Origin of the sequence: Paraburkholderia acidiphila (assembly GCF_009789655.1) — a bacterium.
Taxonomy (GTDB): domain Bacteria; phylum Pseudomonadota; class Gammaproteobacteria; order Burkholderiales; family Burkholderiaceae; genus Paraburkholderia; species Paraburkholderia acidiphila.
This window is the reverse complement of record NZ_CP046909.1, coordinates 909,262-922,342: the sequence shown is the minus strand read 5'-3', so window position 1 is coordinate 922,342 and position 13,081 is coordinate 909,262. Positions and strand designations below refer to the sequence as shown.

At 65.5% G+C, this 13,081-nt stretch carries 13 protein-coding genes; 7 read left to right on the top strand and 6 right to left on the bottom strand.

All coding sequences use genetic code 11. From position 1 onward, the window contains the following. Nucleotides 1-103: 103 nt before the first annotated feature. Nucleotides 104-1,039, bottom strand: a complete 936-nt coding sequence (locus FAZ97_RS04115; protein ID WP_158757314.1) for a class I SAM-dependent methyltransferase — start codon at nucleotides 1,037-1,039, stop codon at nucleotides 104-106. Between the two features lie 128 nt (nucleotides 1,040-1,167). Beyond that, nucleotides 1,168-1,707 carry an energy transducer TonB gene (locus FAZ97_RS04110; RefSeq protein ID WP_158757313.1) on the bottom strand — a complete coding sequence of 180 codons (540 nt, stop codon included), beginning with the start codon at nucleotides 1,705-1,707 and terminating at the stop codon, nucleotides 1,168-1,170. Nucleotides 1,708-2,102: 395 nt separating this feature from the next. On the opposite strand from FAZ97_RS04110, the gene FAZ97_RS04105 reads away from it, so the two are divergent. After that, complete coding sequence (locus FAZ97_RS04105; RefSeq protein ID WP_233271629.1) at nucleotides 2,103-2,600, top strand: hypothetical protein; 498 nt, start codon at nucleotides 2,103-2,105, stop codon at nucleotides 2,598-2,600. A 32-nt stretch (nucleotides 2,601-2,632) separates the two neighbouring features. Continuing rightward, the gene (locus FAZ97_RS04100) at nucleotides 2,633-3,220 is read left to right on the top strand and encodes a hypothetical protein (protein ID WP_158757311.1); all 588 of its coding nucleotides are present in this window, start codon (nucleotides 2,633-2,635) and stop codon (nucleotides 3,218-3,220) included. A gap of 136 nt (nucleotides 3,221-3,356) precedes the next feature. On the opposite strand, the gene FAZ97_RS04095 is transcribed toward FAZ97_RS04100, so the two are convergent. From FAZ97_RS04095 to FAZ97_RS04080, 4 genes are all read right to left on the bottom strand, one after another. After that, the gene (locus FAZ97_RS04095; RefSeq protein ID WP_158757310.1) at nucleotides 3,357-3,851 is read right to left on the bottom strand and encodes a DNA-deoxyinosine glycosylase; all 495 of its coding nucleotides are present in this window, start codon (nucleotides 3,849-3,851) and stop codon (nucleotides 3,357-3,359) included. 19 nt (nucleotides 3,852-3,870) lie between these two features. Beyond that, the gene (locus tag FAZ97_RS04090) at nucleotides 3,871-4,527 is read right to left on the bottom strand and encodes a chorismate--pyruvate lyase family protein (RefSeq protein ID WP_158757309.1); all 657 of its coding nucleotides are present in this window, start codon (nucleotides 4,525-4,527) and stop codon (nucleotides 3,871-3,873) included. 124 nt (nucleotides 4,528-4,651) lie between these two features. Next, nucleotides 4,652-6,565 carry a molecular chaperone HtpG gene (gene htpG, locus FAZ97_RS04085; protein ID WP_158757308.1) on the bottom strand — a complete coding sequence of 638 codons (1,914 nt, stop codon included), beginning with the start codon at nucleotides 6,563-6,565 and terminating at the stop codon, nucleotides 4,652-4,654. 124 nt (nucleotides 6,566-6,689) lie between these two features. Next, nucleotides 6,690-8,195, bottom strand: a complete 1,506-nt coding sequence (locus FAZ97_RS04080; RefSeq protein WP_158757307.1) for an aminotransferase-like domain-containing protein — start codon at nucleotides 8,193-8,195, stop codon at nucleotides 6,690-6,692. A gap of 191 nt (nucleotides 8,196-8,386) precedes the next feature. Here FAZ97_RS04080 and FAZ97_RS04075 point away from each other — a divergent pair, with 191 nt between their 5' ends. The 5 genes from FAZ97_RS04075 to FAZ97_RS04055 all read left to right on the top strand — a co-directional run bounded on the left by FAZ97_RS04075 (nucleotide 8,387) and on the right by FAZ97_RS04055 (nucleotide 12,839). Next, nucleotides 8,387-9,076: a VOC family protein gene (locus FAZ97_RS04075; RefSeq protein WP_158757306.1), complete on the top strand. Its 690-nt coding sequence runs from the start codon at nucleotides 8,387-8,389 to the stop codon at nucleotides 9,074-9,076. 22 nt (nucleotides 9,077-9,098) lie between these two features. Beyond that, nucleotides 9,099-10,004, top strand: a complete 906-nt coding sequence (locus tag FAZ97_RS04070) for a DMT family transporter (protein WP_158757305.1) — start codon at nucleotides 9,099-9,101, stop codon at nucleotides 10,002-10,004. 109 nt (nucleotides 10,005-10,113) lie between these two features. After that, the gene (locus FAZ97_RS04065) at nucleotides 10,114-11,322 is read left to right on the top strand and encodes an aminotransferase-like domain-containing protein (protein ID WP_158757304.1); all 1,209 of its coding nucleotides are present in this window, start codon (nucleotides 10,114-10,116) and stop codon (nucleotides 11,320-11,322) included. A 51-nt stretch (nucleotides 11,323-11,373) separates the two neighbouring features. Then, the gene (locus FAZ97_RS04060) at nucleotides 11,374-11,838 is read left to right on the top strand and encodes a RidA family protein (protein ID WP_069265377.1); all 465 of its coding nucleotides are present in this window, start codon (nucleotides 11,374-11,376) and stop codon (nucleotides 11,836-11,838) included. A 122-nt stretch (nucleotides 11,839-11,960) separates the two neighbouring features. Then, complete coding sequence (locus FAZ97_RS04055) at nucleotides 11,961-12,839, top strand: PhzF family phenazine biosynthesis protein (RefSeq protein WP_158757303.1); 879 nt, start codon at nucleotides 11,961-11,963, stop codon at nucleotides 12,837-12,839. Nucleotides 12,840-13,081: the final 242 nt, after the last annotated feature.

The window sequence follows — 13,081 nt, the reverse complement described above, 5'->3', positions numbered from 1 at the left end:
CCAGATCCAGAAAATTGTTCACCCATGCGATGCGCGGGCGAAAAAAAACCGGCCCTGAGGCCGGTTTTCTGTGCTGAAACGGCGTTGCCGCCGTTCGCGCGGATCAGATCGAGAACGTCGCGCCGTTCTGGCCGCTCGACTCGCGCAGCGCCTTCACCCACTGGTGCGCCGGCAGGCCGAGCTTGCTCTCGAGCAGGCGCGCACGCTTTTCGAGCGCCTCGTACGTGACTTCGAGCGCCGGGCCCGAGAAGGCGAGCGCCACGCGATTGCCTTCGTGCACTTCGGGCAGCGCGATCACACGGCCTTCGAAGGCTTCGTTCAGACGCTTCATGTTGCGCACGAAGCTCGGGTGGTCGCCGAACAGGTTGATCGTCGCGACGCCGGCGTCGGTCAAACACGCGCGCACGGCACGGTAGAACGCCACGCTGTCGAGCACCGGGCCGCGCGCGGTCGCGTCGTACACGTCGATCTGCAGCGCGCCGATCGTGCCGTGATTGGCGCGGTCCTGCACGAAGTCCCAAGCGTCGAGTTCGCGCACGGTGAGGCGCGCGTCGTCGTACGGCAGCTCGAACATCGTGCGCGCGGCCACCACGACCGCCGGATTCAGTTCGATCGCCTCGACCTTCGCGGGACGCAGATAGCGGTGCGCGAACTTGGTGAGCGCAGCCGCGCCCAGACCCAGTTGCACGATGCGCTCGGGCGTGGCGATAAAGAGCAGCCAGGCCATCATCTGCTGCGCGTATTCGAGTTCGATGTGCAGCGGCTTCGAAAGCCGCATCGCGCCTTGCACCCATTCCGTGCCGAAGTGCAGATAGCGCACACCGCTCTCTTCCGAGAACGTGACCGGCGCGAAACGCGGCTTGCGCGGCGCTTCGATGACCGGGGCGTTGTCGAGGTCGGCGGCGGCGGCTGCCGCTGCGCGGCGCGGGCGCCTGGTGACCTTCGCGGTGTTGTCCGCGGTCTCGCTCGCCTGCGTCGCGTTGCCGGTTTGCTTGAATGCGCGGGCCTCGGCGGAGGCGCGCTTGATGAGAGTCGTCATGTGGAAAATCGCTTGCTGTGGGGTCGCAAATTCAGGGGCATCCGCCCGGGCGACCGAGAGCATAGCATTCGTGGCGCTTCGGGCCTGATTTCGCGGCCGCTTCGCGCGCCGTGCGCGCGCGCTGCGAGTCAGTGGCTATCGCCTGCACTCCCCTCGTGGCTGTGGGCGCTATCGATTCCGGGCTGCCCCGGCTGCAAAGCCAGCGGATCGACCCGTATGGGATGGAAATGCATGTCGATGCGCGCGATGTGCAGCGCGCGCGGCACCGGCGGCAAAGGAGAGGCGGCGGCAATCCCGCGCTCGACGGCCTCATCAAGGTCGTCATTGCCGCTCGAACGCAGCAGTGTCACGGAGACGATGGAGCCGTCCGACGCGGCGCGGATCGACACAATCGCTTCCGCGTCCAGCGGCACTTTCCTTGGATTGATGCGCATGTTGCCGCCGAGCTTGCAGTTCACGTAGCGCTTCCATTGCCACGAGTCGAGGCTGGCTTCCGTGGGCGGCGCGAATCCGGGCGTCGCGACCGCCGCGAGGCAGCGGGTCATGACCAGCTGCGGCGAGGGACGCACGTGCGGGCCCACCTGCGTTACGTCGTCGGAGGCGCAAGCGCCTAGCACGAGCATGAGCATGAGGGGAAAAGCGCTCAGGAGCAGGCGTTTCTTGTTCATTTTGGTCTCGTGTCCCGTCTGCATGGGCGCGCACCTCGGCGTGCGCTGGGCCATGTTAGCGCCGCCGGATTGCAGCGCGCTTACGCTTGTGTGCGGCAGCGCTCATAAGCCAGCCACTGGCAGCCACTATGAGCCACTACGGCCCCGGCCCAGTACCTGATCTGCGGACTGCTCAAGATTCGCAGTCCTGCGCCGATATTCTGGGCGAAGGCCAAAGCGGCACACACCAGACAGGACCTTGCGCTCACCGTCGCCGTACGCGCACCGGATGGCATAGCGTTGCGGGTCCTTTGTGTTCGCCGATTCAACAATCACGAGGTGAATAAAATAATATGCCCAACACCGTTCGCGCAGTCGGCATACTCGCGCCGATTCTGCTATTGAGCGCTTGCTCAATGGTCGCTCCGCCCTATTCCCCCGACGTCGACAACATTCAGTCGCTCAAAAACGTCACGACCGCACACGCGAAAATCGGCGCATTCGAATCGCATACGGATGCCAGGAATCCGTACCCGGTTCCTTTGCGCGCCAATTCGATGAAATCGCCGGTCGGCGGCTCGTTTGGCGGCTATCTTGCCGACGCGATGACGAAGGAACTGCAGTTGGCCGGCAAGCTTTCCCCGCAAAGCGATGTCGAAATCAAGGCGACGCTGCTGGAAAACGACATCGACGTCGGCATTGCAACCGGCGCCGCGAGACTGTCGGCGCGTTTCGTTGTGATGCGCTCGGGCACCGTGCGTTACGACCAGGTCAAATCCGCGCACACGCAATGGGATTCGGCATTCGCCGCAATGATTGCAGTACCGAAGGCGCGTGAAGAATATCCGCTCGCCGTACAGAAGCTGCTCGGCGAGCTATACGCCGACCCTGCCTTCCTTGAGGCAATTCAATAACGTTAATAACCGTAACCCGGGGAACTCACACAATGGCATTGATTCGATTGATCGCGACCGCAGGCGTAGTCGCAGCACTATCCGGTTGTGCGCACGAAATTTCGCTGACCGGCGACGCAAACAAGATTCCGGACCTCTCCACGGCCCCGCTCGACAAGACGGTGGGCCTTGTCATCACGGATGATCAGTTGTCCAAAGAAGTGATTACACCTGGCGGCGGCGGCGACAAGGTGAGCTATCACCCGTATCACGACCTTGAATTGCCGATGTACATCGGCCTCGGCCACGTCTTCAAGAATGTGACCAAGCTCAAGAGCGCGCCGGACGCTGCAACGATTCAGGCCAAGCATCTCGACTACGTGATTACGCCGACGATCAAGACGACGTCGTCGTCCCCGAGCCTGCTCACGTGGCCGCCCACGGACTTCTCCGTCACGCTGGCGTGCACCGTGGCCGACCCGGACGGTCAGACCGTGGCCACCGAAGACGTAACGGGTACCGGCCACGCGGAGTTCAGCGAATTCAAGCACAACCTCGGCCTGGCTGGGCAGCTTGCAACGGTCGATGCCGTGTCGAAACTGCAGTCGGCGCTGGCAAAGGCACCCGAACTGCAAAAATAACTGCATGCACGGCGCAGTTGGGTCAGCAGCGGCCCCACGTTGCTGATCGAAGGAAAGCCCCGCATTTGCGGGGCTTGAGCGCTGCGTTGTTGCAAAGGCGGTCGCTCCCCATCCGTTGTGCCGCCCCCCATCGCCCTCAATCCGATGGCTGCAGCCTTCGCCAAATGGCCAGCTTGTCGGCATAGGGAACGGAAGCATGAGCAGGGCTGCTCGAGGGCAAACCAAGAAGCCGAAATCGATCTCCGTGCTCGCCAAGCGCTTTCATCCCGATCTTCGCTGCCGTCGCGCCGTTGAAAGCGATCGTCGCCAGATTCGGCAACGTATCGACGAGAGCGATGAGGTCGTTGCTGGCGTGGTCTCGTATCCGGCTATCGAGGCTTCCCACGCGACGAGCCTGAGCCACGACATCCCATAATCCAAAGCCGTTTTCGAGCAGCGTTTCGAGACGCGCCGCATAGTCCATGGCGACCAGATCACGTCCGATCACCTCGCCCACCAGATGCCAGAACCTGTTCTGCTTGTGCGCGTAGTACTGCTGGTGCGCCAGCGACGCCTCGCCCGGCAGACTGCCGAGTATGAGCACGCGCGTACGCGCGTCGACGACGGGATCGAAGCAGCGCTTGAAGGTCATGGCACGTAGTGCAGCACGTTCAACGCGGCGCGTGATGCGCGCGCGAGGCCGTGTGATCGAGCGGTCCACGTTCACGACCGAGATGCACACCGGCTTCCTGCGTGAGCGGGCCGCTCGCGAGTCGCGCCCATAGCGCGGGCAGCATGCATTCGGTCACGAGCAGCGGCGCGCCCGCGCGCTCGAACACCGAGCGGCGCGCGACGAACGCATGCGGCGAATGCACCGGCTCAACCGCGATCTCGCGAGCCGCGAGAGCGTAAAGCGGATGCCGGGCGCTCACGCGCCGGCTCACGAGCGCCGAGCGAGCCACGCCGCTGTCGCTATAAAGGAGTTCCGCGAGCGGCCGCGTGCGCAGGCGCCGCATGGCCTGCCACACGCCTTGACTCGCGGCAAGCGGCGTCACGCTGTGCGCGGCGACGAACGGCACGCCGTCGACTTCGAGCACGATCTCACGCACCCACGCGCGCTCGCGCAGTGCGAGGCCAAGTGCTGCACATTCGTCGGACCACGGCATATCGACGGCTTCGCGCGTCACGCGCACCGCGACGCCTCCGAGCGTGCGCAAATGCGCCGTGAGCGAACCGCCGCGCGTGAGGCAGTCTTTCTGGTCGGCGCTCAAGGCGGGCAAGGGCGTGACGCGCCAGTGCGCGTTAGCGGCATCGAAACGAAGAGGCATGGCGCGCATTATAGGCCGCAAGGATTTCAGTTCGCTGCGGACTGGACGAGCAAAAGAAAAACCCCTTGCGGCGCGCAGCCGCAAGGGGTCTCGGTCATGTAAAGCCGAGGTTGTGGCTTCGGCCTTAACCAGCGCGCCCCATCAGCAACGCATTCGTGCGCTTCACGAAACTCGCCGGATCTTCCAGCGCGCCGCCTTCCGCCAGCAGCGCCTGATCGAACAGCAGATTGCACCAGTCGCCAAAGTCCGCGCTGTCGGTGCGCAGCGCCTTCACGAGCGGGTGCTCCGGGTTCACTTCGAGAATCGGCTGCATTTGCGGAGCCTGCTGCCCCGCCGCCTTCAGCATGCGCTGCAGATAGCCGCTCATGTCGCCTTCGTCGGCCACGAGGCACGAGGGCGAGTCGGTCAGGCGGAACGTGAGGCGCACGTCCTTGGCCTTGTCCTTGAGCGCTTCCTTCATGTGCTCGACGAGCGGCTTGAGTTCCTCGCTCACCTTTTCCTGCTGCTGCTTTTCCTCGTCGTTGAGCGCGCCGAGGTCGAGGTCGCCACGCGCCACGCTCGCGAGTGGCTTGCCGTCGAACTCGTTCAGGAACGACAGCATCCATTCGTCCACACGGTCGGTGAGCAGCAGCACTTCCACGCCCTTCTTGCGGAACACTTCGAGATGCGGGCTGTTCTTCGCGGCCTGCCACGTGTCGGCGGTGACGTAGTAGATCTTCGTCTGCTCGGGCTTCATGCGCGCGACGTAGTCGGCAAGCGAGACGGTCTGCTCGTTCGTGTCGTTGTGCGTGGAGGCAAAGCGCGCAAGCTTCGCCACGCGCTCGCGATTGGCGTGATCCTCGCCAATGCCTTCCTTGAGCACCTGGCCGAACTCGGTCCAGAACGTCGTGTACTTCGCCTTGTCCTCTTCGCTTGCTTCGGCATCCGTAACAGCGCCGGCCATCTCTTCGAGCATCGAGAGCACGCGCTTGGTCACGCCGTCGCGAATCGCCTTGACGTCGCGGCTTTCCTGGAGGATTTCGCGCGACACGTTGAGCGGCAGATCGCTCGAATCGACCACGCCCTTCACGAAGCGCAGATAATTCGGCAACAGTTGCTCGGCGTCGTCCATGATGAAGACGCGCTTCACATACAGCTTCAGCCCGCTCTTGTGGTCGCGGTTCCACAAATCGAACGGTGCATGCGACGGCACGTAAAGCAGCTGCGTGTATTCGCTGCGGCCTTCCACGCGGTTATGCGTCCACGCGAGCGGATTCTGATGGTCGTGCGCGAGGTGCTGATAGAACTGCTGATACTGCTCGTCGCTGATCTCGCTCTTCGAACGGGTCCACAGCGCGCTCGCCTGGTTGATGGTCTCGTACTCGTCCTTCGTGACCATCTCGCTCTTTTCGGCGTCCCATTCTTCCTTCTTCATCTCGATGGGCAGGCCGACATGGTCCGAATACTTCTGGATGATCGACTTGATCTTCCACGCGGAAAGCAGTTCTTCCTCGCCTTCGCGCAGATGCAGCGTGATCGTCGTGCCGCGCTGCGCGCGCTCGATCGTCTCGACGGCGAACTCGCCCTCGCCCGCGCTCGTCCAGCGCACGCCCTCGGCAGCCGACAGCCCCGCGCGGCGGCTTTCCACCGTGATCTTGTCCGCGACGATGAAGCCCGAATAGAAGCCCACGCCGAACTGGCCGATGAGCGCGGCGTCCTTCTGCTGGTCGCCCGAAAGCTTGCCGAAGAATTCCTTCGTGCCCGAGCGCGCAATCGTACCGAGGTTCGACACGGCTTCGTCATGGCTCATGCCGATGCCGTTGTCGTCGATCGTGATGGTGCGCGCTTCTTTGTCGAAGCCCACGCGAATGCGCAGGTTCGGATCGTTTTCATAGAGCGCGCTGTTCGCGATCGCCTCGAAGCGCAGCTTGTCCGCCGCGTCCGATGCGTTCGAGATCAGTTCGCGCAGGAAAATTTCCTTGTTGCTGTACAGCGAATGGATCATCAGATGCAGAAGCTGTTTCACTTCTGCCTGGAAGCTCATGGTTTCTTGTGCCATGGTCGGGAGTCCTCTTTCGTTGCAGTTCTAGTCTGACAAATTGATGGCCGCGAGTTCTCAGCGGCGCGCCGCACGCGCAGTTGGGGACAGACGGCGCCGGTTTCAAGAGCCGCCGGCCGCGAATTCACGCTTGCGCGCCCCCGCCGCGCCGGGCCACGCCTTCGAGATAGTCGGCGAGGAACGCGGGCAGCGCCGGGTCGCCGCAGTTGGCGATGTTGAAGCGCATCCAGGTGGTCGGTGACTGGTGCGGCGAGAAAAGGCTCCCCGGCGTGAGCAGGAAGCCCGCTTCGTGGCCCGCCGCGGTGAGCGCGTCCGCGTCGACGCCGGTGTCCGCCCACAGGAACATGCCTGCGCCCGGCGCTGCGAAGAGGCGCAAGCCGGCGCGCTCCAGCATGCGCGCGGACTTGTCGCGCACGCCGTCCAGCCGCCCGCGCAGGCGCTCGACGTGACGCCGGTAATGGCCTTCCGTGAGCACGCGATAGAGCACGCGCTCATTGAGCTCGGGGCTCGTCATGCCGACGAGCATCTTCTGGTCCGCCACGGCCTGGGTCACATCGAGCGCGCTCGCGATATAGCCCACGCGCAGGTTCGGCGCGAGCGTCTTCGAAAAGCTGCCGAGGTAGATCACGCGGCGCAACTGGTCGAGGCTCGCGAGGCGCGTGGCCGGATAGCCCGCCGGGCAAAGGTCGCCGTAAATATCGTCTTCGACGACGATGAAGTCGTACTGTTCGGCCAGCCGCAGAATGCGGAACGCCTGCGCGGCGGTCAGCGAGGTGCCGGTGGGGTTTTGCAGCACGGAGTTGATGACAAGCATCTTCGGGCGCCAGGTTTCGACCAGCGCTTCGAGCGCGTCGAGGTCCGGCCCTTCGGGCGTGTACGGCATGCCCACGAGCCGCGCGCCCTGCGAGGCGAAGCGTCCGAACATCTGGAACCACGCGGGGTCGCCCACGATCACCGTGTCGCCGGGCTGCACGTAGATGCGCGCGAGCAGGTCGATCGCCTGGGTGATGCCCGAAACGAGCACGATCTGGTCGGGCGTGGCGCCGATCTCGAGCTCCGCCATGCGCGTCTGGAGTTGCTGGCGCAGCGGCAGAAAGCCTTGCGGCGACCCGAAGCCGAGCAGCTGCGTGCCGCTCTGGCGGCCGAGCGAGCGCATCGCGCCAGTCAGCAGCTCGCCGTCCAGCCAGCGCGCAGGCAGATAGCCCAGACCCGGCCCTTTTTCCGGCCGCGTCGAGGTGTGAAGCATGTTGCGCAGCAGCCAGACCACGTCGATGGTGGACGGCGCGGGCGCGGCGGCCGTCGTCGCGCCTTCCGCGCGCGCCGAGGCGCCCGCTGTAACCGGCGTGCGTTCGCCGCCCGCCACGAGCGCCAGCCGCTCGCGCACGTAGAAACCGGAACCGCGCCGCGAGTCGAGGTAGCCCTGCGCGACCAGACGCTCGTACGCCTCGACCACGGTAAAACGCGACACGCCCTTGTCGAGCGCGAGCTTGCGGATGGACGGCATGCGCATGCCAGGGCGGAACACGCGCTCCTCGATGCGGCGGCGGCCCCACTGCACGAGCTGGTCGACGAGCGTGAGCGTGGCCGCATCGTGCGGGGCGGGGATCTGGTCTAGCGGGACGGAGGACATGAGGACTCCCTGAACTCGAACTGTACAGAGCACTATCGGGCCGATTGTACCGTTACTGTCCGCAGCCATACCGGTACATTTGATCGCATGCGTACCGGTAAGGATTCGGTAGAGGCGTCGGCACACTGTTTCGGCGCGCGCTTCTCCCCTCTTCCTTCCGGCCCCGAGATCACCCCTCGCCCCGTCCTGACATGAACGCCTCGCCGCTTCGCCTCGATCACCTTGTCGTTGCCGCGCGCACGCTGGAAGAAGGCGTGCAATACGTGAGCGACACGCTCGGCGTCGCGCCCGCGGGCGGCGGCGCGCACCCGCTCATGCGCACGCACAACCGTTTGCTCGGGCTGTGGGGCGGCGTATATCTGGAAGTCATCTCGATCGATCCCGCTGCAAAAAGCGACGCGAACGCCCGCGCGCGCCTCTTCGCGCTCGACGATCCCGCCGTGCAGGCGCGCCTCGAACAGGGTCCGTACCTGTCGCACTGGGTCGCCCGCGTCGATCCGCCGAAAAACCTCGCGCGCTGGCGCGAGCAGTACCCGCAGCGCATTCCTGAACTCGTGCCGATGACGCGCGGCGACTTCTCGTGGCAACTCACCGTGCCGCAGGACGGCGCGCTCCCGGCCTGGCAAGGCGCGGGCGATGGCATTCTGCCCTCGCTCATCCAGTGGGACACGGCGCATCACCCCTCGCAGGGGCTGGCCGACACCGGTATCGCGCTCACGTCGCTCTCCGGCTTTCACCCTCAGGCGCAAGTGGCGCGCGAGCAGCTTCAATGGCTCGGCGCGGCGCATCTGATCGCCGTGGAGGAAGCCCTCTCGCCCGCGCTCGTCGCGCAGTTCGAAACCCCGTCCGGTCCGCGCACGCTCGGCGCGCCGGCACGTTGATCCGTCGAGCGCAAAGTCCCGCATGAAAGCACGCGAAACCCAAGGCATGCTGCTCGGCCTCATCGGCGTCATGATCTTTAGCCTCACGCTGCCGATGACGCGCATCGTCGTCGCCGAATTCAATCCGCTCCTGAACGGCCTTGGCCGCGCGCTCGCCGCCGCCGTGCCGGCCGCGCTGCTGCTCGCCATCCGCCGCGAAAAGCGGCCCACCTGGCCGCAGGTCAAGAGCCTCGCGGTGGTGTCGCTTGGCGTGATCGTTGCGTTTCCGGTGTTTTCCGCCATTGCGATGAAGACCGTGCCGGCCTCGCACGGCGCCATCGTCAATGGGCTGCAGCCGCTCGCCGTGGCGATCTACGCCGCGTGGCTCTCGCACGAGCGGCCCTCGAAGGCGTTCTGGGTCAGCGCGCTCCTGGGCAGCGCGCTCGTGGTGGCGTTCGCTCTCCAGGCGGGCGGCGGCTCGCTGCACGCGGGCGACGCGTGGATGCTTATCGCGGTGGGCATTGGCGCGCTCGGCTACGCCGAAGGTGCGCGCCTCGCGCGCCAGCTCGGCGGCTGGCAGGTGATCTGCTGGGCGCTCGTGGTCTCGGCGCCGTTTCTCGCGCTGCCGGTCGGCTGGCTCGCGTGGGCGCAGCATGTAACGCATCCTGGCCCCGTCGCGATGAAAACCTGGCTCGCCTTCGGCTACGTCACGCTGTTTTCGCAGTTCATCGGCTTTTTCGCGTGGTACGCGGGCCTGGCCATGGGCGGCACGGCGCGCGTGGGCCAGGTGCAGCTGCTGCAGATTTTCTTCACGATGGCGTTCTCGGCGCTCTTTTTCGGCGAGCAGGTCTCGCCCTCGGCATGGCTCTATGCGGCCGCCGTGATCGCCACCGTGGTGCTGGGCCGGCGTGCGGCGATCCGCACAGCCCCGGCGCCAGCGCGCGCATGAGCCGGTTTCGCGTCATAATCGAAGGTTTTCGGCGGCATCCGGCGGCGCGTGATCGCGCCCCATGCCGCCACTGAATCCGTCACTCGCCCCACCCCAACAAGGAGACCCCATGGACCAGAGCGATCTCAAGGCCGCGCCCGCGTGGCAACTGTCCGAGCGTGCAATCAAGCTGACGAGCTCGGCGATTCGCGAAATCCTGAAGGTCACCGAGCGTCCCGAAGTCATTTCGTTCGCAGGCGGCCTGCCCGCGCCGGCCAGCTTCCCGGCCGAGGAAATGCGCGCCGCCGCCGACCGCATCCTGCGCGACGATCCCGCAGCCGCGCTCCAGTACAGCGCGACCGAAGGCTACATGCCGCTGCGCGAGTGGCTGGCCGCGCGCCACTCGGTGGGCGGCGTGAAAGTGCGCCCCTCGCAGGTGCTCATTACGACGGGCTCGCAGCAGGCGCTCGACCTGCTCGGCAAGGTGCTGATTTCGACCGATAGCCCCGTGCTCGTGGAAACCCCCACCTACCTCGGCGCGCTGCAATCGTTCTCGCTTTACGAGCCGAAGTACGTCCAGGTCCCGACCGACGAAAAGGGTCTCGTGCCCGAAGGCCTCACGCCGGAATTGACGGCCGGCGCGCGCCTGCTCTACGCGATCCCGAACTTCCAGAACCCCACGGGCCGCCGCCTGCCGCTCGAACGCCGCCAGGCGCTCGCAGAGTTCGCGAAGCGCGCGCCCTTCCCCGTGATCGAAGACGACCCCTACGGCGCGCTCCTCTACGCGGGCGAGCCGCTGCCCACGGTGCACTCGCTCGCACCCGAGCATGTCGTGCATCTCGGCTCGTTCTCGAAGATCCTGGCGCCGGGCTTGCGCCTCGGCTACATCATTGCGCCCGAAGACCTGCACTTCAAACTCGTGCAGGCCAAGCAGGCCACCGACCTGCACACGCCGACGTTCACGCAGCGCATCGTCTACGAGGTGGTGAAGAACGGCTTCCTCGACACGCATATCCCGAAGGTGCGTGCGCTCTACCGCGACCAGTGCGAGGCGATGCTCGACTCGCTCAAGCGCAACATGCCCGAAGGCGTGAGCTGGAACCGCCCCGAAGGCGGCATGTTCATCTGGGTGACGCTGCCCTCGAACATCGACAGCATGAAGCTGCTGGCCGAAGCCGTCGCGCAGAACGTGGCCTTCGTGCCCGGCGCGCCGTTCTTCGCCGACGAGCCGCAACACAACAAGCTGCGCCTGTCGTTCGTTACGGTGCCGCCCGCGAAGATCGAAGAAGGCGTCGCGAAGCTCGCGGCCCTGATCCGCGCGCACGCGTCGCACGCCTGATAGGCTCGGCAGGCTTTTTCCGACTCAATACCCGAACGAGGAATCCTGATCATGGCTGACATCAACATCTACGACCGTCTCGAACAGCTCGGCATCACCCTGCCCCAGGCAGGCGCGCCCGCCGCGGCTTACGTGATGAGCGCCCAGAGCGGCAACACGGTGTACCTGTCGGGTCACATCGCGAAGAAGGACGGCAAGGTGTGGGCCGGCAAGCTCGGCGAGTCGCTCACGACCGAAGAAGGCAAGGCCGCCGCACGCTCGATCGCGATCGATCTGCTCGCCACGCTGCACGCCCACACGGGCGACCTCAACAAGGTCAAGCGCGTGGTCAAGCTCATGAGCCTCGTGAATTCGACGCTCACCTTCACCGAACAGCACGTCGTCACGAATGGCGCTTCGGAGCTGATCGCCGACGTCTTTGGCGAGAAGGGCAAGCATGCGCGCTCGGCGTTCGGCGTCGCGCAGATTCCGCTTGGCGCGTGCGTCGAGATCGAACTGATCGCCGAAGTCGAGTAAAAAGCTTTGGTAACGTGCGTGGACCTGCATCAAGGTCCGCGCACTTTCATGCAGTCTTCTGTTGCGCGTTCGCGCAATCTGGCGCATCTTCTCGCGCCGTCCCTCTCCCTCTACGATCCGCCATGGCCCAGCACAGCGTCCGCTTCAAACAGGTCGACGTCTTCACGTCGGTACCCTTCAAGGGCAACCCGCTCGCCGTGGTGTTCGACGCCGACGGCTTGAGCGGCGACGAAATGCAGGCCATCGCGCGCTGGACGAATCTCTCGGAAACCAGCTTCCTGCTCGCCCCCACCGACGCGCGCGCCGACTACCGCGTGCGCATCTTCACGACCAAGGGCGAGTTGCCTTTCGCGGGCCACCCGACGCTCGGCACCGCGCACGCGTTCCTCGAGAGCGGCCGTACGCCGAAAACGCCGGGCCGCCTCGTGCAGGAATGCGGCGCCGGTCTCATCGACCTGGCCGCCGGCGAGCACGGCGCATGGGCTTTCGCCGCGCCGCCCGCGCGGATCACGCCGCTCGCCACCGCGCAGTTCGACGCTTTGCGCGCCGTGTTGCGCTCCGCAGCCATCGACTTCACGGCGACACCGTGCGGCGTCGATAACGGCGCACCGTGGCTCGTTGTGCGACTCGCGTCGGCGCAAGCGGTGCTCGCGCTCGACGTCGACTACGAGGCGATCGAAGCCGTGGCCGCGAGCGTGGGCGCGCACGGCGTGGCCGCCTACGGCCCGCATGAGGCCGATGGCCCCGCCACCTTTGAAGTGCGCTGCCTGATGACGGGCCTCGGCAAGGGCGAAGACCCCGTTACCGGCAGCGCGAACGCCGCCATCGCCATGCTGCTCGAACAGCAGAACCGGCGTCCGGGCGTCCGCTATACGGTGCGCCAGGGCACGGCGCTCGGGCGCGACGGGCGCGTGCACGTCGAATATGACGATGCGGCGAGAAAAATCTGGATTGGCGGCCATTCGGTCACAGTCGTCGACGGGACCTGCCGACTCCGCTAACCGGCGGCGGCGCGATTCTCATGCATGGTGCATGGCCCGCCATGCGCCGCTGCACATCTATGCACCGCACATGGGCATCGCGCGCGTGTTGAGGTAACCCTCGCGTATACCCGGGGGACCACAGCTTCCTTAATCATTCCCCAACCAGTAATATCGAAACATCGGACGCATGACGCGTCCGGCGTTCATTGCTCGCGCGCAATGCGCGTCTTCCCCAGCCACCCGTTATTCATGCCGCCGAC